The following is a 20,815-nucleotide window of genomic DNA, read 5'->3' as shown; positions in this document are numbered from 1 at the left end:
GAGGAGAGGTGATCGAAATGGCAGAGCCTACGCTTGAGAAAATCGACATCCTGCGCAAGCGATGCAACTTGAGCTATTCCGGCGCCTATGAAGTGCTGGAACGCAACGGCGGCAACGTGATCAAAGCGCTGATTGAGATGGAGAGCACCGAGGGCAAGCCGGACGTGGTGCAGCAGATCGAAGAGCGTGTGACCGTCATGGGCCATGAAGTTTGGGACAAGGTTCAAGACATCATCCGCAAAGGGCAAAGCACCAAGATCCGCGTCCTCAAGGGCGGCCGCACCGTCGCCACGATCCCGACGGCGGTCGGAGCGGTCGGCGCGATGTTTTTCCCGTACATCACGTTGATGGCAACGGTCGCCGCGATGGCCGGCAAGTATGTTCTCGTCTGGGACAAGCGTCTCCCGAGCTCCACGGGGCGCGAAGTGAACTCCGGTCATCAACCGGGCGTCATGAACGTGCACCACGAAGAAATCGTCGAGCAACCGCTGGTCGTGAATCCATCTTAAAAAAAGCCTCCTTCGTTCCTGCAACGAAGGAGGCATTTTTACGTATGAAATGGAAACAGAGAAAGATCACGAGGGGGTGAGTGATCATGACCAAAAGCAAAGGCAGATGGGTACTCGTCATCGCGACAATTGTGGCGTTTGGCCTGGCCCTTGGATATTCCGCATGGCGGGGGGAACCGACACAAGCCCCCGCGCAGACCAAATCAATCGAGATTCGAACGGCAACAGATCAAGGGATCACCGTCACATTCGGGACCCCGCAGTACGACGGGGTCCGCATGACTTTGCCATACTCGATTCAAGGAGAGCAAAATCTGAGTGAATCGGTCTCCCTCGACGGCGCACAGGTGAAAATCAACATGCAACCTCTCAACGGGAGCCTGGTGTCCCGCAGACAGCCGACCTCTGGACGCAACGCGGCAGGTGAACTGCAACTCTACCTCGTCGACGACGTGGCCGACACGTACCGTCTCGACATCCACGTGCCAAAAATCAACGAAGTCGAAGGAAACTGGAACTTCCAACTGAACGGACAACTCAGCAGCAAACCGATCACGCTGAACCCGAACATCGAGAAGAAAAAAGGCGATCTGCTGTTCCGACTCTCCACCGTCAAGATCGGGCAAGGTGCGGGGCGGATTCGCTACAGCGCGGTCACGCCCGCGACGGCAGACCATTTGCAAATCAACGACGTTGAAATCCAAGATGAACGGGGACGCCAGATGCAGTCGATCCTCACATCGGCTTGGAACGGAGGCGACGGTACTTGGAAATTCACGCAGGATTTCCAACTTTACAACGACCCGCCAAAACTCTTGATCCTCAAGCCGTACTACCTCGAAGGCCAAGGCGAGATGACGCCGAAGCATGAGATGACGCCCCAGCACGAGATTCTGTTGACCACCCCGTGGGACGGCAAGACCATACCGACCAAGATCGATCTCGGGCCGGATCAACGTGCGGAAGTCATTGGCATGAAGACTCTCCCGGACCGCACACGTCTGACGTACCGCGTCTCAGCCGCAGACCCGTTCCTGGCAGTGAACCTCATCCGTGTGTTCGACGCCGACGAACACGAGTACCTCCCGCTCGACTCGTTCGCCACCCCGACGGAGGTTCAGAACGACGTCTACACCTTCACCCGCGAGTACCCGCGTTTCCCGCAGGACAAAGCGTTTACCTTCAAGACTTCCACCCACGACCACCCGGCACGCCACTACCTCCCGGAGCTGGAAGTGCGCATCCCCCTCAATTGAGAAAAAAGGAGCTGCCCGCATCATGCGGACAGCTCCTCTTTTTGCTAGACAGGGTTGGGTGTTCCTCGTTCCTCTTGCTTGTCACGAGGCTCACTGGTCTTCGCCGGTTTGAACTTCAGGTAGATCATCACGCCAATCGCGAGCACGATCACCACGAGCGAAGTCCATTGCGCAGCCGTCAAACCGGCAAAACGGTCCGTATCCCCGCGCAAGAACTCCAGCATCAACCGCCCGAAGGAGTAGAGAATGTTGTAGTACAGGAACAGGTATCCGGTCGGTTGTTTGCGCATCTTGAGGATGAACAGCAACGCGAGGACGATCAAATCCCACTGGCCTTCCCAAACTTCTGCCGGCCACAGCGGTTGGTCGCCGTATGTATCGTATGCGAATGTGCCGGGCGGGTAGACCAAGCCGAAGTTGCTGCCGGTCGGAGAACCGAAGGCATCGCCGTTCATCAGGCAGGCGATGCGGCCGACCGCTTGTCCGAGGATGACCCCCGGTGCGGCGAGGTCCGCAAATTCCCAGAAGTGAATCTTGTTGAAGTACGTGTACAGCCCGCCGCCGACGAAGCCGCCGACCAAGCCGCCTTGGATCGACATGCCGCCGTTCCAGATTGCGAACATCTCGCTGAGATGCTGCGAATAGTAATGCCACTCAAAGAAAAAGACCTGCCAGAAGCGCGCCCCGATGATCGAGCCGACGATCGCCCAGATGACGAGACCGAGCACATGCTCTTCGTACTTGCCGGCTTGCTTGGCCATATACATCGTCAACCCCGCAGCGAGCAAGATCGCGATCGCAACGATCGTGCCGTACGCGCGCACTTCGTAGGAGCCGATATGGAAAAGGATTTGATGCAACGTTCATTCCTCCTAGTGTCTCAGGTTGTTGCCTCCATTGTAACCAACCTTGGTCGAGAAGGAAAGGTGTGCCGGCGCACAGCTACGCCCGTGCGATCAGGATGGAACCTGCGACGATCAGCACGCAGCCGGCGACGATGCCAAACGAGATTTTTTCCTTTAAGAACAGCGCGGCGAGGATCAGCGTGAACACCACGCTCAAACGGTCGATGGGCGCCACTTTCGAAGCCGGAGCGAGACGCAGCGCTCCGAAGTAGAACATCCACGACGCCGCACCTGCAAGTCCGGAGAACAAGATGAACAGCAGAGCTTTTTTGTCGACGGTGCCGATCTTCCCGAGCGAGCCTGTGAACGCGACGAAGACAACGCTTGCCACCGCCATCACCACCGCACGGATCGCCGTCGCCAAATTGCTGTCCACGCCACTCATGCCGATCTTGCCAAGAATCGCGACGAACGAAGCGAAAACGGCCGAGAGCAAAGCCATTACGAGCCAACTCATGCAACAATCCCTCCTACAGCAGTGTTTGTCCTTGGTATGCCCAAGGGGGGACGGGGACATGAAATTTTTTGCGAAAATGGTTTCGGCAGGCATGGCAGGAATGGGCAACATGCGATATAGTATATACTATATAGCTCATTTGATCTTATCAGTATGTCACATTTTGAAGCGTGCAAAGGTGGTGTGTACCATCGAACTGTCCAAACGACAACAGCAGATCTTGGATATCGTTCGGGACCAAGGTCCGATCACAGGCGAACACATCGCAGATCACCTCGGACTGACGCGGGCGACGTTGCGCCCGGACCTCGCGATTCTCACGATGGCGGGCTTCTTGGAAGCGCGACCTCGTGTCGGGTATTTTTACGCGGGGAAAAAGTCAGGCCAGATCTTCGGAGATCAACTGCGCAAGATGCTGGTTCGCGAATACAAAGCCGTGCCGATCAACATCGCCGAGAATACTTCGGTCTACGATGCGATCGTCATGATGTTTATGGAAGACGTCGGAAGTATTTTCGTCGTGAAGGAGGGTGGATTGCTTGCCGGCGTGGTCTCGCGCAAAGACTTGCTCAAAGTCGCCATCGGCAACCAAGACACCCGCGAAGTGCCGGTGACGCTCGCCATGACGCGGATGCCGAACATCGTCACCGTCACGGGAGACGATACGGTCTATGACGCTGCCAAGAAATTGATCGACTACCAGATCGACTCCTGTCCGGTGGTACGACCCGTCGATGCGGCGGGGCGCAACCTCGAAGTGATCGGACGCTTTACCAAGACGACCATCGCCAAAGTCTTCGTAGAACTTGGTGAAAATCGAGAAGTGTGAGGAGGAGGCGACAACCATGACGCCACAGTTGCCAATCGTCTATGTAGTATCTGATTCCGTCGGGGAAACCGCCGAGTTTGTCGTCCGCGCCGCTGCCAGCCAATTCAACGGCGGGCGGGTGGAGATCAGACGGATCTCGTATGTCGATGATTTTGAGCCGATTCGCGAAGTTGTGCAAGCCGCCAAAGAAGCCAACGCGCTCGTCGGCTACACGCTGGTCTTGCCGGAGATGCGCGAAGCTCTGCTTCGAGAAGCGACCGAACACGGCGTGATCGCCGTCGACATCCTCGGTCCGATGATCGAAGCGTTCTCGAAAATCAACAACCAAAGTCCGAAAAACTTGCCGGGTCTCGTCCACCAGCTCGATGACGAGTACTTCCGCCGTGTGGAAGCGATTGAGTTCGCCGTCAAGTATGACGACGGCAAAGACCCGCGCGGTCTCTTGCGGGCCGACGTCGTGTTGATCGGGGTTTCGCGCACGTCCAAGACGCCGCTCTCGATGTTCCTCGCCCACAAGCGTTTGAAAGCGGCGAACGTCCCGCTCGTGCCGGAAGTGACGCCGCCGGAGGAACTTTTTGAAGTCAACCCGCGCAAAGTGATCGGGTTGACGATTTCGCCCGACGAGTTGAACTTGATCCGCACCGAGCGTTTGAAAGCACTCGGTCTGCGCTCGCAAGCCAACTACGCCGCACATGAACGCATCCTTTCCGAACTCGAATACGCGGAGAAGATCATGAAGAGAATTGGTTGTCCTGTCATTAACGTCTCGAACAAAGCCGTTGAAGAAACTGCCAGCATCATCATGGACATCATCAAACGGGGAGGCCGCGGGTAAACATGAGCAAATTTGTCTACCTTTTTAACGAAGGCAACGCAGGGATGAAGGAATTGTTAGGGGGCAAGGGCGCGAATCTCGCCGAGATGACGCGCGCCGGGCTGCCGGTGCCGGAGGGCTTTACGATCTCGACCGAAGCGTGCAACCAATACTACGTGGACGGCGGTGCGCTGTCGGATGACATGCGTGCCGAGATCTCCGCCGCTTTGTCCGATCTGGAACGTCGCACCGGGAAAGTGTTCGGAGATACGGCGAACCCGCTGTTGGTTTCCGTTCGCTCCGGTTCGGTCTTCTCGATGCCGGGGATGATGGACACCGTCCTGAACCTCGGGCTGAACGACCAGACTGTGGAAGGGTTGGCAACGCTTACGGGCAACGCCCGTTTTGCGTACGACTGCTACCGTCGCTTCCTCCAGATGTTTGGCGACGTCGTGCTCGGGATCGACCACTACTTTTTTGAACAAATCCTCGAAGACGTCAAGCACGCCCGCGGTGTGGAACACGACCCGGACCTGACCGCCGACGACTGGAAAACCATCATCACATCCTACAAAGCACTCGTTCAAAAGGAGACAAGGGCTCCCTTCCCGCAAGACCCGCAAGAACAATTGAGCCTCGCCATTCAAGCGGTGTTCAAATCATGGAACAACCAGCGCGCCATCGTCTACCGCCGCATCAACAAAATTCCCGACCACCTCGGCACCGCCGTCAACGTGCAGTCGATGGTGTTCGGGAACTTGGGCGAAGACTCCGGCACCGGCGTTGCCTTCACCCGCAACCCGTCGACCGGCCAACGCGAACTGTACGGAGAATTTTTAATCAACGCTCAGGGGGAGGACGTCGTCGCAGGCATCCGCACCCCGCAGCCAATCTCGGCGTTGGAAGAAGTCCTGCCGAACGTCTATCAGGAATTCAGCCTCATCTGCGAACGGTTGGAACAGCACTACCAAGACATGCAGGACATCGAATTCACCGTCGAGCGCGGCAAGCTCTACATCTTGCAGACACGCAACGGCAAGCGCACGGCGCATGCGGCTGTCAAAGTCGCCGTCGATCTGTGCAACGAAGGCATTCTCTCTAAGGAAGAATCTCTGCAACGAGTGGACCCGGAATCGCTCGATCAACTCCTGCATCGCCGCATCGACGACAACGCCAAGCTCAACGTTATCGCCACGGGCTTGCCGGCGTCTCCGGGCGCTGCCTCGGGCCTGATCGTGTTCGACGCCGACCTCGCCGACAAATGGGCAAGCGATGGAAAAAAAGTCATCCTCGTGCGGCCGGAGACCACACCGGATGACATCCACGGGATCGTGGCGGCGCAAGGCATTTTGACCTCTCGCGGCGGCATGACGTCGCATGCGGCCGTCGTGGCGCGCGGGATGGGCAAATCGTGCATCTGCGGCTGTGAAGACCTGCGCATCGACCTCGAAGCGAAAACGGTCACCGTCCGTGAAGTAACTCTGCGCGAAGGCGACTTGCTTTCCATCGACGGCGGCACCGGTCGCGTCATCCTCGGTGACGTGCCGTTGATCGACCCGGAACTGTCCCAAGAATTCAAACTGTTGTTGCAATGGGCGGACGAAGTGCGCCAAATTGCCGTTCGCGCCAACGCCGACAACCCGGAAGACACCGCCAAAGCCCGCGAATTCGGTGCGGAGGGCGTCGGTCTCTGCCGGACGGAGCACATGTTCATGGCGGCAGACCGCGTGCCGATCGTGCAAGAAATGATCCTCGCCGAGACGTTTGAGGAACGCATGGACGCGCTCGACAAGCTCTTGCCGATGCAACAGAGCGATTTTGAAGGCATTCTCCGCAGCATGGAAGGTCTGCCGGTGACGATTCGCCTGCTCGACCCGCCGCTGCATGAATTTTTGCCGAATCTCGAAGACCTCGTCGTCGAACTGACCAAGCTGCGTCTGCAAGAGGGCGTCGAACGCCGTGTCACGCGGGAAAAAGAAAACCTGATCCGCAAAGTCCGCGCCCTGCACGAATTCAACCCGATGCTCGGCCATCGCGGTTGCCGTCTCGGGATCACCTATCCGGAAATCTACGCGATGCAGGTGCGAGCGATTTTTCTCGCCACAGCGAAGTTGCAAGCAGAGGGCGTCAACGCGATTCCGGAAGTGATGATTCCGCTCGTGGGGCATGTCAACGAGCTGAAAGAGATGCGGCAACTGGTGTTGCAAACTGCCGAGCGGGTCATGGAAGAGACCGGGCACAAGTTCGAGTTCCTCGTCGGTACGATGATCGAAGTGCCGCGTGCCGCTCTGACCGCCGATGAGATTGCCGAGGAAGCCGATTTCTTCTCGTTTGGCACGAACGACCTGACGCAGACGACCTTTGGCTACTCGCGAGACGATGCGGAAGGCAAGTTCCTGCATCACTACTTGCAAAGCAAACTCCTGCCCGACAACCCGTTCCAAGTGCTCGACCAGAACGGCGTTGGCAAGTTGGTGGAGTTGGCGACGGAGAAGGGCCGCGCCGTGAAGCCGGGCCTGAAACTGGGCATCTGCGGGGAGCACGGGGGAGAGAAGCACTCCATCGACTTCTGCTTCCGCACGGGCCTTGACTATGTGTCCTGCTCGCCGTTCCGTGTGCCGATCGCTCGACTGGCTGCGGCACAGGCTACTCTTCGCCACTCTAACTAGTAGAACAACGAATCAAAAAAACCCCCGCTCTGCAAGCGGGGGTTTTCATAATTTGTGAACGTTTTGAGCAAAGAAGGATTTTTTCAAAATGGTCGCGTACATATTAGGGAAGATCTCAAATCAATCTTGACAAACCATTTCAAATGCGGTAGTAGACGGGAATATTTCCCGACCCGAGAGTCTATACTAGGGACGTATTTGTGAGGGTCGAAACAAGATTTTTGTCGAATTATGTCCGAATGAAGAATTGGTAGAAGGAATTCGATAGGAGTCGTAGAATACTGTACGATGCATGTTTCTGATCTCAATGGTTGTACACCCTGTCAAAATTGTGTCGAAGGTGCAGAAGGATATTGTAGAACCTTGGCGAATATCTAACGTACTCGGGAAGACCGACATGCATGAAGGGTGATGACCAAGTTGAGAAGGCGGATTCCGGAAGAGATCGTGGAACGAGTACGCCAGCATTTCGACATCGTGGACGTCATTGGGGAGTATGTGGGACTCAAGAAGGCCGGTCGCAATTCGTACACCGGGCTCTGTCCGTTTCACAACGAGAAGTCTCCGTCGTTTCATGTATCTCAAGACAAACAACTGTACCATTGCTTCGGATGCTCCGCGAGCGGGAACCTGTTCACTTTTTTGATTGAGAAGGAAGGGATCACGTTCCAAGAATCGGTGGAGCGGTTGGCCCAACGGGCGAACATCGCATTGCCGGCCGAAGAGATGGAGGACGTTGAGTCTCCAGAGTACAAACGGCGCAAGGAAATGCTCCGCGCCCACGAACTTGCAGCGAAGTATTACAACCACATCCTGATGAACACCGAGCACGGCAAACTTGGGCTTCGCTATCTGGAGGAGCGCGGAATCTCCCGCACCACCATCGATGCGTTCCAACTCGGGTATGCGCCAGATGCTTGGGATGTGTTGCGCAAATTTCTGCTCAAGCGGGGATTTGCGGAAGAGTTGCTTTTCGAAGCAGGGTTATTGTCAGAAGCGCAGAATGTAAAGGGTAGGTACTTTGATAAGTTTCGTCACCGTGTGATGTATCCGATCCATGATGCCCAAGGCAACGTGATTGGATTTGGCGGTCGGATCTTGACGAAGGAGAAGGACTCCGGACCCAAGTATCTGAACTCGCCGGAGACGCCGCTGTTCCACAAGGGTCGGCATCTCTACAACTTGCACCGGGCGCGCTCCAACATGCGCTCCGAAGGTCGAGTGCTCGTCCTCGAAGGCTACATGGACGTCATTGCTTCGTACCAAGCCGGAGTTCAGAACGTGGTAGCCGTACTCGGGACGGCGTTGACGAGCGATCATGTGCGGCTTCTCCAACGCAACGTGCAGGAGATCGTCATGATGTTCGACGGCGATGCGGCCGGACAGAAAGCAGCTCTGCGATCCGCCGAGGTCGTCAAGGACGCCGAAGTCAAGACGCGGGTCGCCACACTGCCGGAAGGGCTGGACCCGGACGATTTCTTGAAAAAGTACGGCAAGGATGCCTATGTACGCGCGATTCAAGACAATGCCTCCTCGATGACAACTTTCCGCGTGCTCGCCATGCGCAAAGATTTCAACCTCTCCACAGATGTGGGTCGGGAAGACTACCTCAAAGCCGTGATCCAAACGGTCTTGACGGAAGTGACCTCGCCGATGGAGTTGGAAAAGCAACTCAGGGAGCTCTCCGAAGAGTTCGGTGTGTCTGTTGATGCGCTGAATGAAGAGGTCAGGCTGGCGAAGAAAAGCGCCCCTGCAGGGGATAAACCCGACAGGAAGTGGAATACTAATAGAAATAATGCGGATGGAGTGAGCGTTGCCAGGTTTGGCAAATCGTCTGCACCTCTGCCTGCACACATCGTAGCAGAACGCATACTCCTTACTCATATGTTAATCGATGAAGGGGTAGCAAGACAAGTTCAAGACGAGCTGGCTGACGAATTTTCTGTGGACGAACATCTTGCGCTGGCGGCCCATCTCTATGCGTACTACGCAGAGCATGAACAGGCCGATCCGCAAAAGTTCCTCACGGGGCTTGAAGACCGCGATTTGATCAAGTTGACCACTCAACTGTTGTTCAAGGTCGACGAGCTGGACAGACGTCCTGAATTCGTTGATGAATATATCCAACGCATCCGGGTGTTCCACCTGGAACGAGAGTTGAAGCGTTTCGATCTCGCCTCTGTCGAGTGCGGAAATCGAGGGGATTGGGAAGGAATGTTGACGGCGCGTGCCGAAATGGAACGCATAAAGTCCTCTATCTCAGCCCTGAAGAATCGTAACAATAGCTAATTACTCCTTAGGGGAAGGAGGGGTCGGGATGGTGAAAAACGTGAAAGACGGAGAAGCACAAGCTCTCACGCTTGAGGAAGTCAAGCAATCCCTCGTGGACATTGGCAAAAAACGCGGCGTGATCACATACAGCGAGATCATGGACAAACTTTCGCCGTTCGATCAGGACTCCGATCAGATCGACGAATTCTTCGACCACGTTTCCGAACAAGGCATTGAAGTTATCAATGAATCGGATGAAGATCCGGGCTTCGATGATGATGACGACGATGATGATGAGGAAGACGAGGACGGTCCGAAGGGTGGACTTGAGGAGGAAGAGTTTGACCTCAACGACTTGAGCGTACCGCCGGGTATCAAGATCAACGACCCTGTACGGATGTATCTCAAGGAAATCGGCCGTGTGCCGTTGCTTTCCGCTGAGGAAGAAATCAAACTTGCACAACGCATCGAAGAGGGCGACGAAGAAGCAAAACGTCGTCTGGCAGAAGCGAACCTTCGACTCGTTGTTTCGATTGCCAAGCGCTATGTCGGCCGTGGGATGTTGTTCCTGGACTTGATCCAAGAGGGCAACATGGGCTTGATCAAAGCGGTTGAGAAGTTCGACTACAACAAAGGTTACAAGTTCTCCACTTATGCAACGTGGTGGATTCGCCAAGCGATCACTCGTGCGATTGCCGACCAAGCCCGTACCATTCGGATTCCGGTACACATGGTCGAGACGATCAACAAACTGATCCGCATCTCGCGTCAACTCCTGCAAGAACTGGGCCGTGAACCTTCGGCTGAGGAAATTGCAGCCGAGATGGACATGAGCCCGGACAAAGTTCGCGAGATTCTGAAGATCGCCCAAGAGCCGGTCTCTCTGGAAACGCCGATCGGCGAAGAGGACGACTCGCACCTTGGAGACTTCATCGAGGACCAAGATGCATTGGCTCCGGCAGATGCAGCGGCGTATGAACTGCTCAAGGAACAGCTCGAGGACGTGCTTGACACGCTGACCGAGCGCGAAGAGAACGTATTGCGTCTGCGTTTCGGCCTTGATGACGGTCGTACCCGTACGCTTGAGGAAGTCGGCAAGGTCTTCGGGGTTACCCGTGAACGGATTCGCCAGATCGAAGCCAAAGCGCTTCGCAAACTGCGTCATCCGAGCCGCAGTAAACGCCTCAAAGATTTCCTTGAATAAGGAACTTACCCGGCACTCACTTTCGCAGTGGGTGCCTTTTGTTTATCAATCGAGGGCGAAAGTGAAAAGTGGAGGGTGACCCCCGGTGAATCAACAACAGAAACACGTCATTCTGCAAGAGATCAAGCACTGGCGCACTAGTAAATTGCTTCCGGCAGAATATTGCGACTTTTTAATGAACCTCTACGGTGAGGGCGAGTCGTTTTCCGATGAGCAGACGGAATCCAAGCAAGGATTCGTCAGCGGCAGATTGAGCGATTCGTTGAACCGCGTTCTGATCGGACTCGCGGTGTTGCTGGTGTGCTTGGTTGTTGTTTTTAATTTTACATGGTTTCCAATGCCAATGCAAATCGGCATCCTGACAATCGCGTCGATGGTTCCCTATTTTTTGGCAAACCGTCAAGGACGCTCCAATCCGCTTGCCCGCATCGGGTGGCTGGGAGCAGCTGCGTTGCTGGTGGTGCTCGATGGGTATTATTCCCTCTGGGCGAACGGAGCGGTGGATGACAAGGGGGCTTTGCTTGGGGTGATGGCCTTCGTGTTTTTCATCTGGATCTTGATCGGTGGAATCGGACGCACCCGTTTGATCGGGGGAGCAGGTCTGGCCGGTATGCTGTTGATCTATTTTAACCTGTTGGAGCTCTTTGGCAATCCGGGCGCGGCGACGTACAGCCTCTTGCACTTATATTGGATTCTCCCGTTTGCGTTCTTGGTTTTCCTAAGCGTCCTGTTGGGTCGCAGCCGTGTGTACTTGTCTCCGATGTTCCTGCTGTTTGGCATCGTGGCGATCTTCGGACCGGAGATGCGGATGTTGCTGTTCACGATGCCGATGGACCTGTTCGTGCAGGGCATCGTGTTCCTCAAACTCGCGGCGTTGATCACGATGTTGATCGTGTTCCGCATCGACCTGCGCAAGTGGGTGTCCAAGCTCGACGTGCAATCGTCGCTGCCGGCGTCTCCTGCGCTTTCCTCTGAATGATCGCTTGCATGGACTCAATTCTCTGTATATAATGAAAGTACGAATAATGAATGTGTACTCATTCAGTCCCGTTCCCATTTGTATACGCTTTCAAGAACGGGACTTTTCTTTGAACAAGGCCTACCAACTGGTCGGTCCACGATGAGCGCATACACAGCAAGGGGAGGATTACAAATGAATTTTGATTTGACCCAAGACCAACAGATGATCCGCAACATGGTTCGCGACTTCGCAGAAGCTGAAATTCTGCCGGAAGCGGAACACGTGGACAAAACCGGGGAGTTCCCGTTGAACACTTTCAAGAAAATGGGCGAGTTGGGCTTCCTCGGCCTGCCGATTCCGGAAGAGTACGGCGGTGCAGGCGGCGACACCATTTCATACGCATTGGCTGTTGAAGAAGTCGGGAAAGCGTCCGGCTCGCACGGTCTCTCCTACGCAGCGGCAGTTTCGCTCGGCGTTTCTCCGTTCTACTACTTTGGTACCGCAGAACAGAAGGCAAAATGGCTGACCCCGCTCGCGGAAGGCAAGATCCTCGGCGCGTTCGGTCTGACCGAGCCGAATGCAGGTTCTGACGCAGGCGGCACGCAAACCACCGCCGTTCTCGACGGCGACGAGTGGGTCATCAACGGCTCCAAGTGCTTCATCACCAACGTCACCTACGCGGGCGTTTGCATCGTTACCGCGGTTACCGATAAGTCCAAAGGCACCAAGGGCATCTCGTCGTTCATCGTCCCGACCGACACCCCGGGATTCCGCACCTCCACTCCGTATGACAAACTCGGTCTCAAAGGCTCCAACACCGCCGAGATCATCATGGAAGACGTGCGCGTTCCGCGTGAAAACCTGATCGGCGAAGAGAACATGGGCTTCAAGCAATTCATGGTCACCCTCGACGGCGGCCGCATCTCCATCGGCGCACTGTCGGTCGGGATTGCACAAGCAGCGTACGAAGCGGCTCTGAAATACTCCCAAGAGCGCATGCAGTTCGGCCAATCGATCTCCAAGTTCCAAGCGATCCAGTTCAAGCTCGCTGACATGGCGATGAACATCGAACTCGCTCGCACCGCGGTTCTCAAAGCGGCATGGCTGAAAGACAACGGCCGTCCGTTCACCAAGGAAGGCGCAATCGCGAAGCTGTTCGCATCTGAAATTTGCATGCGCGCAACCGACCAAGCGATCCAAATCCACGGCGGCTACGGCTACATGAAGGAATACCCGGTCGAGCGCTTCTTCCGCGACGCGAAGCTGATGGAAATCGGCGAAGGCACTTCGGAAATCCAACGTATCGTCATCGCTCGACAAATTGGTTGCTAAGATTCGCCATTGTGTGTATAATTTATAGTGGCGAATAAACATTATCCATTTGTACGGATATAACGATTAGCAAGCATCACCACACACAACCTGAGGCCCCCGGCAACCGCCGGGGGCCGCTTTTTTTGTTAACGCCAAGTGTTGACAGGAATTCTCCGACTCCAAAGCGAATAAATAGTAGTGAATTTTCTGGACTTGTAGGAGAAAAAGGAGAGAGCGCACATGGCGGATATCATGAACACCACCGTAGGCAACTTGCTCGATACGATCACAGCCCAATACCCCGACAACGAGGCCCTCGTCTACCACGACAGAGGCTTGCGCTACACCTACCGAGAATTCCACGCTGTCGTCTCTCAAGCGGCGAAAGGCTTCTTGAAACTCGGCTTGCAACGCGGAGAGAACGTCGCGATCTGGGCGTCGAACTACCCGGAGTGGGTCATCTCGCAATTTGCGACCGGCAAGATCGGTTCGATCCTCGTCACCGTGAACACCTCGTACCGCGCAAACGAACTGGAATACCTGCTGCGCCAGTCCGATTCCACGACGCTGATCTTGATGGAAGAGTTCAAAGGAGCAAGCTACGTCGAGATGGTGTACGAGCTCATCCCGGAACTGCGCGACTGCGAACCGGGTCAACTGCAAAGCGCTCGCTTACCCTTTTTGAAAAACGTCATCATCCTCGATGACAAACAATACCCCGGTATGTTCAACTGGTCGGACATCATGGCGATGGGTCTCGACGTAACGGATGAGGAACTCACAGCCCGCCAAGCGACGACGGAGCCGGACGATGTGATCAACATGCAGTACACGTCGGGCACGACCGGATTCCCCAAGGGCGTCATGCTCACTCACAACAACCTCGTCAACAACTCGCGCAACGTCGTTTCCTGCACGAACCTCGCACCCGGCGACCGCATGTGCATTCCGGTGCCGTTCTTCCATTGCTTCGGTTGCTCGATGGGGACGCTCGGTGCGGTTACCGTCGGCGCGACGATGGTTCCGATTGTGTCTTACAACCCGCTGGAAGTTTTGCAAACCGTTCACGCCGAGCGCTGTACCGTCCTGTACGGCGTCCCGACGATGTTCATCGGCGAACTCAACCATCCGGACTTCGACAAGTACGACCTCACGTCGCTTCGTTCCGGCATCATGGCAGGTTCGACATGCCCGATCGAAGTGATGAAAGCGGTTGTCGAAAAAATGGGCATGCGCGAAGTCACCATCGCCTACGGGCAGACGGAGTCTTCTCCGGTCATCACCCAGACCCGCAGCGACTGCTCGATTGAACATCGCGTCACCACGGTCGGCTACGCACTACCGAACGTCGAAGTTATGATCGTGGAACCGGGCACGAGCAACGAAGTCCCGCGCGGCGTACAGGGCGAACTGGTCACCCGCGGCTACCACGTCATGAAGGGCTACTACAAAAACCCCGGTGCCACTTCGGCGACCATCGATCCGGACGGCTGGTTGCACACCGGCGACCTCGCGACGATGGACGAAGACGGCTACGTGAAAATTACAGGCCGTCTCAAGGACATGATCATCCGCGGCGGCGAGAACATCTACCCGCGTGAAGTCGAAGAATTCCTCTATGCGCACCCGGCGGTCCTCGACGTCCAAGTCGTCGGCGTCCCCGACGAGCGCATGGGCGAAGAAGCGGCGGCATTCGTCATCTTGAAGGACGGCGCGAATCTCACCCCCGACGAATTGCGCGCCTACTGCGACGGGCAAATCGCCCGCTTCAAGATCCCGCGCTACATCGAATTCGTCGACCAATTCCCGATGACCGCCTCGGGCAAGATCCAGAAATTCAAACTCCGCGAACAAGCGGTGGAGAAGCTCAACCTCGCCTGAGTTTTCGCGGTTTGAAAAAGGCGACCTGACCTCCCTTTGAGGTCGGGCCGCTTTTTGGTTTATACTAGTACAGCAACCATTCCATACATAAGGTGATCCCAGTTGATGAATCTCTCAGAACGCTTAGAACGCATCGCTTCGAACGTCCCGCCGAACGTCAAAGTGGCGGACATCGGGAGCGACCACGCATACCTTCCTATTTACTTGGTCCAAAAAGGCATCGCTACGTCTGCCGTTGCAGGCGAAGTCAACGACGGCCCGTTCAAGGGCGCTGACCGCCACGTCCGCGAAAACGGCCTCGCCGACTTCATCTCCGTTCGCAAAGGCGACGGCCTCGCCGTCCTCCAACCGGGCGAAGTCGACGTCATCACCATCGCCGGCATGGGCGGCTACAACATCCGCGAAATTCTCGAAGCGGGCAAGGAAAAACTCGTCGGCGTCACCCGCCTCGTGCTTTCGCCGCAGGGAGACAGCGACCGTGTCCGCATCTGGCTGCAAAACCACGGCTGGAAACTGATCGACGAAGACATTCTCACCGAAGACGAGCGCATCTACGAAATTCTCGTCGCCGAACGCGGGGAGATGAACATCACCGACCCGATGCAACTCGAATTCGGCCCGTTCAACCTCGAACGCAAACACCCGCGCGTCATCGACCGTGTCGACTATGAACAAGGCAAGATCCGCCGCGCCCTTGCCTCGATCGAGAAGGCCCCCACGGAGAACGGCCTCGCTCGCAAAGAGGAGCTTCTCGCCCGGCGCGCCCAATTGGAGGAGGTACGAAACCATGTCCAATCCTAACCTCAACTACGCCACCGTCCGCCAAGTGACGGCGGCGCTTGAAGAGATGGCCCCGCTCTCGCTCGCCGAGTCGTGGGACAAAGTCGGCTTGCACGTCGGCGACCCGAACACCCCCGTGCGCAAAGTCATGCTGACGCTCGACTCCAACGACGAAGGTGTCATCGACGAAGCGATCGCCAAGGGCGTAGACTTGATCATCGCCCACCACGCGATGATCTTCCGCCCGGTGCAGACGATCCGCACCGACACCCCGTACGGTCGCAAACTGCAAAAACTGCTGGCGAACAACCTCAGCGTCTACGTCGCGCACACCAATCTCGACATCGCCGAGGGCGGCGTCAACGACATTCTCGCGTCTCGTCTGCATCTGGAGAACACCGACATCGTGACCCGCGTTCACAACACCCGTTTGAAAAAACTCGTCGTCTTCGTCCCCGAGACGCACCACGAAGCAGTTCGCCAAGCGGTCGGTGACGCGGGAGCCGGCTGGATCGGCAACTACAGCCACTGCACGTTCAACACGCCGGGCACAGGCACGTTCGTCCCGCAAGAAGGCACGAATCCGTACATCGGAAAACAGGGTGAACTCGAGCGCGTCAACGAAATTCGCCTCGAAACGGTCGTCCCGGAACGCATCCAAGACAAAGTGATCGCCGCGATGCTCCAAGCTCATCCCTACGAGGAAGTCGCCTACGATCTCTACCCGCTCGAAATCATGGGCCAAGCGCTCGGCGTCGGTCGCGTCGGTGACCTCGTCGAAGAGATGACGCTCGCCGAATTCGCCGAATTCGTCAAGCAACAGTTCGAAGTCCCCACCGTTCGCGTCGTCGGACCTCTGGATCGCAAAATTCGCCGAGTCGCCGTCTGGGGCGGGTCGGGGGAGGAGTACTTCCCGGATGCGCTGCGCAAGGGCGCAGACGTTTTTGTCGTCAGCGACATCCGCTACCACTACGCACAGGACGCGGCGGCCGAGGGGTTGTGCATGATCGATCCGGGACATAATACAGAAAAACTCGTCCTGCCAAGCCTCGGTGCCTACCTCGAAGCCAAGATGCGCCAATACGGTTTCGACACAGAAATTCTCGTCTCGGAAACCGACACGGAGCCGTTCTCCTTCGTCTAAGAGAGCCGTTCGGCAAGGCATGTTTCAACGGACATCCCCATATGTATTGTGTGTGGGGGTGAACGAGCATGGCTTCAATCCTAGTTAGTGCCATTGCGATACTCGGAGCTTTTTTGGTCTTCATATACGCGTATTCGTTTCTGCAATTCATGCTGACGATCACCAAATGCCCTGACTGCGGCAGGATCATGCAGCGAGTGATCTATACGGAGTTGGCCAACGAGCAGAAGAAACAGGTCGTGACGGAGTGCAACTTCTGCACCTCGAAGCGAATTCGCAAACTCAATGAAGTTCCGCAACGCCGCAAAGATACGCTGTATCCGTAAGCCAAGAATTGGGACTTGCTCCGAGCTTGGCTTCGGTGGTATAGTTACTTCTGCGAAAAGGGGGCCGGGCAATCGCCGGTGCAACGGCTGAAAAGCCGCACGGGAGGAAAGTCCGAGCTTCACAGGGCAGGGTGCCGGCTAACGGCCGGTGGGAGCGATCCTAAGGAAAGTGCTACAGAAACAAACCGCCAACGGCCTCGTTTTTTTTTCAAAAAAGCGCAGGTGCGGGCAAGGATGCAACGGTGCGGTAAGAGCGCACCAGCAGTCTGGAGACAGGCTGGCTAGGTAAACCCCACCCGAAGCAAGACCGGATAGGAGTCCACATGCGCTTGCCCGGCGCGGACTCGGGTTGGTCGCTTGAGCGTGTTGGCAACAACACGCCTAGAAAGATGGTTGCCACTCCGAGCTCGACTCGGAGGACAAAACTCGGCTTACAGGCCCCGCTTTTCGGAGAATCCATACAAACAAAAGACAAGGCATTTGTACTGTGACGCAGGTTGCAGTATGAGTGCCTTTTTTTGGTATACTAAAGGGTGTACATAACTCATCATGGGAAACAGAGGAGGGCGATCCAGATGGCCATCAAATCTTTGACCGACACCACCACGCTTCACAACGGCGTACAGATGCCGTGGTTTGGCCTTGGCGTGTGGAAAGTCACCGCCGAGAACGAAGTGGAAAACGCCATTCAGTCCGCACTTGAAACCGGCTACCGCAGCATCGACACCGCCGCGATCTACGGCAACGAGGAGGGCGTCGGTCGCGCTCTGCGTGAGAGCTCCGTCCCGCGCGACCAGATCTTCGTGACGACCAAGGTCTGGAACTCCAACCAAGGCTACGACACCACGCTCGCAGCGTTTGACGAGAGCATGAAGAAACTCGGCCTCGACTACCTCGACCTCTACCTGATCCACTGGCCGGTCGCAGGCAAGTACAAAGACACGTGGCGCGCCCTGGAGAAGCTCTACAAGGACGGTCGTGTCCGCGCGATCGGCGTCTCGAACTTCCATGTGAACCACCTGCAAGACCTGCTCGCCGATGCAGAAGTCGTACCGATGGTCAACCAAGTCGAGTACCACCCGCTCCTGAACCAACAGGAACTGCTGACCTTCTGCCGCGAGAACAAAATTCAACTCGAAGCATGGAGTCCGCTGATGCAAGGCAACCTCGACGTGCCGGTCCTCAGCCAACTCGCTGAAAAATACGGCAAGTCCGCCGCCCAGATCGTACTCCGCTGGGACCTGCAAAACGAAGTCGTCACCATCCCGAAGTCGGTCAATCCGACCCGCATCGCGGAGAACGCGAACATCTTCGACTTCGAACTGTCGGATGACGACATGGCGGAACTGAACGCCATGAATGAAAACCGTCGATTCGGTCCGGACCCGGACAACTTCGACTTCTAAGCAATTGTGAAAAAAGGAACCTACCCGTCAGCGCGGGCCGGTTCCTTTTTTTGCAGACGAGAGAAAGGGAGGCAGTCCACGCATGAAACTGGAACGTGAAGCCATCATTCGCCTGAATTTATGGAAGCAAGGCCTGTACCACATGCCAACCGCGAACACCAAAGACGAGGCGATGGCCATCCTCCGCCGCTTAGGTCTCGTCCAACTCGACACGATGAGCGTCGTCACCCGCAGCCAGCACTTGGTGTTCTGGTCCCGGATGCAAGAATTTCGGGAGGAGTGGCTGTTGGAGTGGTACGAGCAGGGGGAGATCTTTGAGTTGTACCTGCATGCGCTCTCCATACTGCCCGAGGAGGAGCGTACGTATTTTCAATCGTGGATGGATGCTTCAAGAGGTAAGCTCGACATGACCGAACTCCACCACGTCCTCTTGCAAACGCTCCAAGAGCGCGGCACCGTCCACGGCAAGCACGTCAACGACCTCGTCGGCGGGACCACGGCGAAACTTGCAACTTGGGAGATGAGCCCCGTGCGCCGCGCCTTCGACCAACTCTGGCGCGCCGGACACGTTGCGATCACGCGCAACGAAAAATTCCAGAAAGTCTACCAACTGCAACACCCCGTGAAGTCCGTCTCCGCAGACGAAACCCACATCCGCTACACCCGTCTCGCCCTCCAAGCGATGGGCGCGGCGACCTTGAAGGACATCGCCGACTACTTCCGCTTCAAACCAAACGTCGTGCAAAAAGCGCTGCAACACCTCCCCGACGTGCGCGAACTGGACGACGGCACCTACATACTGGAAGAAGACTTGGAACTCCTGCACTCTCAGGCGCTCACCGAGGAGCCTCCGACGCACGCCACGCTGCTCTCGCCGTTCGACAACCTGATCTGGTACCGCCCGCGAGTGAAAGCACTGTTCGACCTCGACTTCCGCTTGGAGAGCTACTTCCCCGAAGATAAGCGCCAATTCGGCTACTTCGCGCTCCCGATCCTCATGCAAGGCCGGATCGTCGGCACCATCGACTTGAAAGCGGAACGCAAGAGCAAGACCCTGCAAATTCAACGTCTGATCTGGAGGGAAGACCCGCGACAGTCGGAGCTCGATGAACTGTTGGACAGATTGCATAAGTACCTGTTTCTTGATGCCAAGATAAGAACCTGACCGCGTGCGGCTCAGGTTCTCTTTTGGTTGACAGGAACCCTTGGGAACTGCTATAGTTTCGATAAGATAAGTAGCTTACAAAAAGTAAGTTCATATAGACGAAAAGGAGATGTTGGCAATGGCTATGAATTTGTACACGCCGGATCAACAGGCGGTTGGCTATTTTGACGGAGGCAAGATCGTGGAGCAGAAACCGATCGGCTTCCCGGGAGAGGGGTCCGCGGTGAAGCGGGTCGGGCCGCTTTTTTACTGGGCTTGGTTTTCGGCGAAGGAATTTGGCGAGATCCCGATGCATCCGCACAAGGGATTTGAGATCGTCACCTACTTCATGACCGGCGTCGGCGGGCACAAGGACTCGCTTGGCACTGTCAGCACGGTCAAGGGCGGCGGCGCGCAGGTCATGCAGACGGGCAGCGGAGCGTATCATGCAGAGACGATGGATGCAGATACCGATGGCTTCCAGATTTGGTTCGAGCCGTTCACCGGCGATGCTGTGAAACGCAAACCGACCTACGCGCAGTTTGAGCATGAGGAGTTCCCGGCGGTCGTGGAGAACGGAGCGACCGTGAAGTCTGTGGTCGGGGGAGAGTCCCCGGTTCAACTCGTCGCGGACGCGCAGATGTGGGACGTCACGCTGGAAGCCGGGGCGACTTTTTCCAAGGATGTGCCCGCAGGTTACTCGCTGACGGCGCTCGTTGTAGAAGGCAACACCGAATGGACGGATGGCAAAAAAGACACGACCCGCGTCCCGCATCGCGTCTTCGCCGTGTATGGAGCGGAAGTAGCAGAGCAGGTCACCGTCACTGCGGCCGACAACCAACCGGCGCGTGTGATCTTCATCCTCGTTCCATCGGTTCTGGCGTACCCGGACTATCGCCATGTCCGTGAGTTTTACGCATAAAAAATACTCCTCTCGTCGACTTG

18 protein-coding genes and 1 other RNA gene are annotated in these 20,815 nt (G+C 56.3%); 17 read left to right on the top strand and 2 right to left on the bottom strand.

Annotated elements, in window-relative coordinates:
* Positions 1-17 precede the first annotated feature (17 nt).
* Positions 18-509 carry a DUF4342 domain-containing protein gene (locus JJB07_RS17205; protein WP_201637167.1) on the top strand — a complete coding sequence of 164 codons (492 nt, stop codon included), beginning with the start codon at positions 18-20 and terminating at the stop codon, positions 507-509.
* A gap of 86 nt (positions 510-595) precedes the next feature.
* Complete coding sequence (locus JJB07_RS17200; protein WP_201637165.1) at positions 596-1,765, top strand: DUF5643 domain-containing protein; 1,170 nt, start codon at positions 596-598, stop codon at positions 1,763-1,765.
* A gap of 44 nt (positions 1,766-1,809) precedes the next feature.
* On the opposite strand, the gene lgt is transcribed toward JJB07_RS17200, so the two are convergent.
* Positions 1,810-2,625 carry a prolipoprotein diacylglyceryl transferase gene (gene lgt / locus JJB07_RS17195; protein WP_201637163.1) on the bottom strand — a complete coding sequence of 272 codons (816 nt, stop codon included), beginning with the start codon at positions 2,623-2,625 and terminating at the stop codon, positions 1,810-1,812.
* Between the two features lie 82 nt (positions 2,626-2,707).
* Positions 2,708-3,127 carry an EamA family transporter gene (locus JJB07_RS17190; RefSeq protein WP_201637161.1) on the bottom strand — a complete coding sequence of 140 codons (420 nt, stop codon included), beginning with the start codon at positions 3,125-3,127 and terminating at the stop codon, positions 2,708-2,710.
* Between the two features lie 196 nt (positions 3,128-3,323).
* Here JJB07_RS17190 and ccpN point away from each other — a divergent pair, with 196 nt between their 5' ends.
* The 15 genes from ccpN to JJB07_RS17115 all read left to right on the top strand — a co-directional run bounded on the left by ccpN (position 3,324) and on the right by JJB07_RS17115 (position 20,792).
* Complete coding sequence (gene ccpN, locus JJB07_RS17185) at positions 3,324-3,956, top strand: transcriptional regulator CcpN (RefSeq protein WP_430727233.1); 633 nt, start codon at positions 3,324-3,326, stop codon at positions 3,954-3,956.
* Positions 3,957-3,972: 16 nt separating this feature from the next.
* Complete coding sequence (locus JJB07_RS17180) at positions 3,973-4,791, top strand: pyruvate, water dikinase regulatory protein (protein ID WP_201637159.1); 819 nt, start codon at positions 3,973-3,975, stop codon at positions 4,789-4,791.
* Positions 4,792-4,793: 2 nt separating this feature from the next.
* Positions 4,794-7,439 (top strand): pyruvate, phosphate dikinase, encoded by a 2,646-nt coding sequence (gene ppdK, locus JJB07_RS17175; RefSeq protein WP_201637157.1) that lies wholly within the window; start codon positions 4,794-4,796, stop codon positions 7,437-7,439.
* Between the two features lie 411 nt (positions 7,440-7,850).
* Positions 7,851-9,728, top strand: coding sequence for a DNA primase (dnaG, locus tag JJB07_RS17170; RefSeq protein ID WP_201637155.1), 1,878 nt, complete (start codon positions 7,851-7,853; stop codon positions 9,726-9,728).
* 28 nt (positions 9,729-9,756) lie between these two features.
* Positions 9,757-10,914 (top strand): RNA polymerase sigma factor RpoD, encoded by a 1,158-nt coding sequence (gene rpoD / locus JJB07_RS17165; RefSeq protein WP_201637153.1) that lies wholly within the window; start codon positions 9,757-9,759, stop codon positions 10,912-10,914.
* 85 nt (positions 10,915-10,999) lie between these two features.
* The gene (locus JJB07_RS17160) at positions 11,000-11,893 is read left to right on the top strand and encodes a hypothetical protein (protein WP_201637151.1); all 894 of its coding nucleotides are present in this window, start codon (positions 11,000-11,002) and stop codon (positions 11,891-11,893) included.
* Positions 11,894-12,067: 174 nt separating this feature from the next.
* Positions 12,068-13,207: an acyl-CoA dehydrogenase gene (locus JJB07_RS17155; protein WP_201637149.1), complete on the top strand. Its 1,140-nt coding sequence runs from the start codon at positions 12,068-12,070 to the stop codon at positions 13,205-13,207.
* Positions 13,208-13,429: 222 nt separating this feature from the next.
* Positions 13,430-15,070: an AMP-binding protein gene (locus tag JJB07_RS17150; RefSeq protein WP_236588148.1), complete on the top strand. Its 1,641-nt coding sequence runs from the start codon at positions 13,430-13,432 to the stop codon at positions 15,068-15,070.
* Positions 15,071-15,175: 105 nt separating this feature from the next.
* Positions 15,176-15,871, top strand: a complete 696-nt coding sequence (locus JJB07_RS17145; protein ID WP_201637147.1) for a tRNA (adenine(22)-N(1))-methyltransferase — start codon at positions 15,176-15,178, stop codon at positions 15,869-15,871.
* Positions 15,858-16,994 carry a Nif3-like dinuclear metal center hexameric protein gene (locus JJB07_RS17140; RefSeq protein ID WP_201637145.1) on the top strand — a complete coding sequence of 379 codons (1,137 nt, stop codon included), beginning with the start codon at positions 15,858-15,860 and terminating at the stop codon, positions 16,992-16,994. The genes JJB07_RS17145 and JJB07_RS17140 overlap by 14 nt, the downstream gene beginning before the upstream one ends.
* Positions 16,995-17,062: 68 nt before the next feature.
* Complete coding sequence (locus JJB07_RS17135) at positions 17,063-17,320, top strand: hypothetical protein (protein ID WP_201637143.1); 258 nt, start codon at positions 17,063-17,065, stop codon at positions 17,318-17,320.
* Between the two features lie 56 nt (positions 17,321-17,376).
* Positions 17,377-17,771, top strand: an RNA gene (gene rnpB / locus JJB07_RS17130) — RNase P RNA component class A.
* Between the two features lie 130 nt (positions 17,772-17,901).
* Entirely contained in the window at positions 17,902-18,726 is an 825-nt protein-coding gene (locus JJB07_RS17125; RefSeq protein ID WP_430727232.1) for an aldo/keto reductase, read from the top strand.
* Between the two features lie 82 nt (positions 18,727-18,808).
* Positions 18,809-19,891 (top strand): DNA glycosylase AlkZ-like family protein, encoded by a 1,083-nt coding sequence (locus JJB07_RS17120; protein WP_201637139.1) that lies wholly within the window; start codon positions 18,809-18,811, stop codon positions 19,889-19,891.
* 118 nt (positions 19,892-20,009) lie between these two features.
* Positions 20,010-20,792, top strand: coding sequence for a pirin family protein (locus JJB07_RS17115; protein ID WP_201637137.1), 783 nt, complete (start codon positions 20,010-20,012; stop codon positions 20,790-20,792).
* The last annotated feature ends 23 nt before the right edge of the window (positions 20,793-20,815 follow it).

Source organism: Tumebacillus amylolyticus (genome assembly GCF_016722965.1).
Taxonomy (GTDB): domain Bacteria; phylum Bacillota; class Bacilli; order Tumebacillales; family Tumebacillaceae; genus Tumebacillus; species Tumebacillus amylolyticus.
The sequence above is the reverse complement of the archived record's forward strand: the minus strand, read 5'-3'. Positions and strand labels throughout refer to the sequence as shown.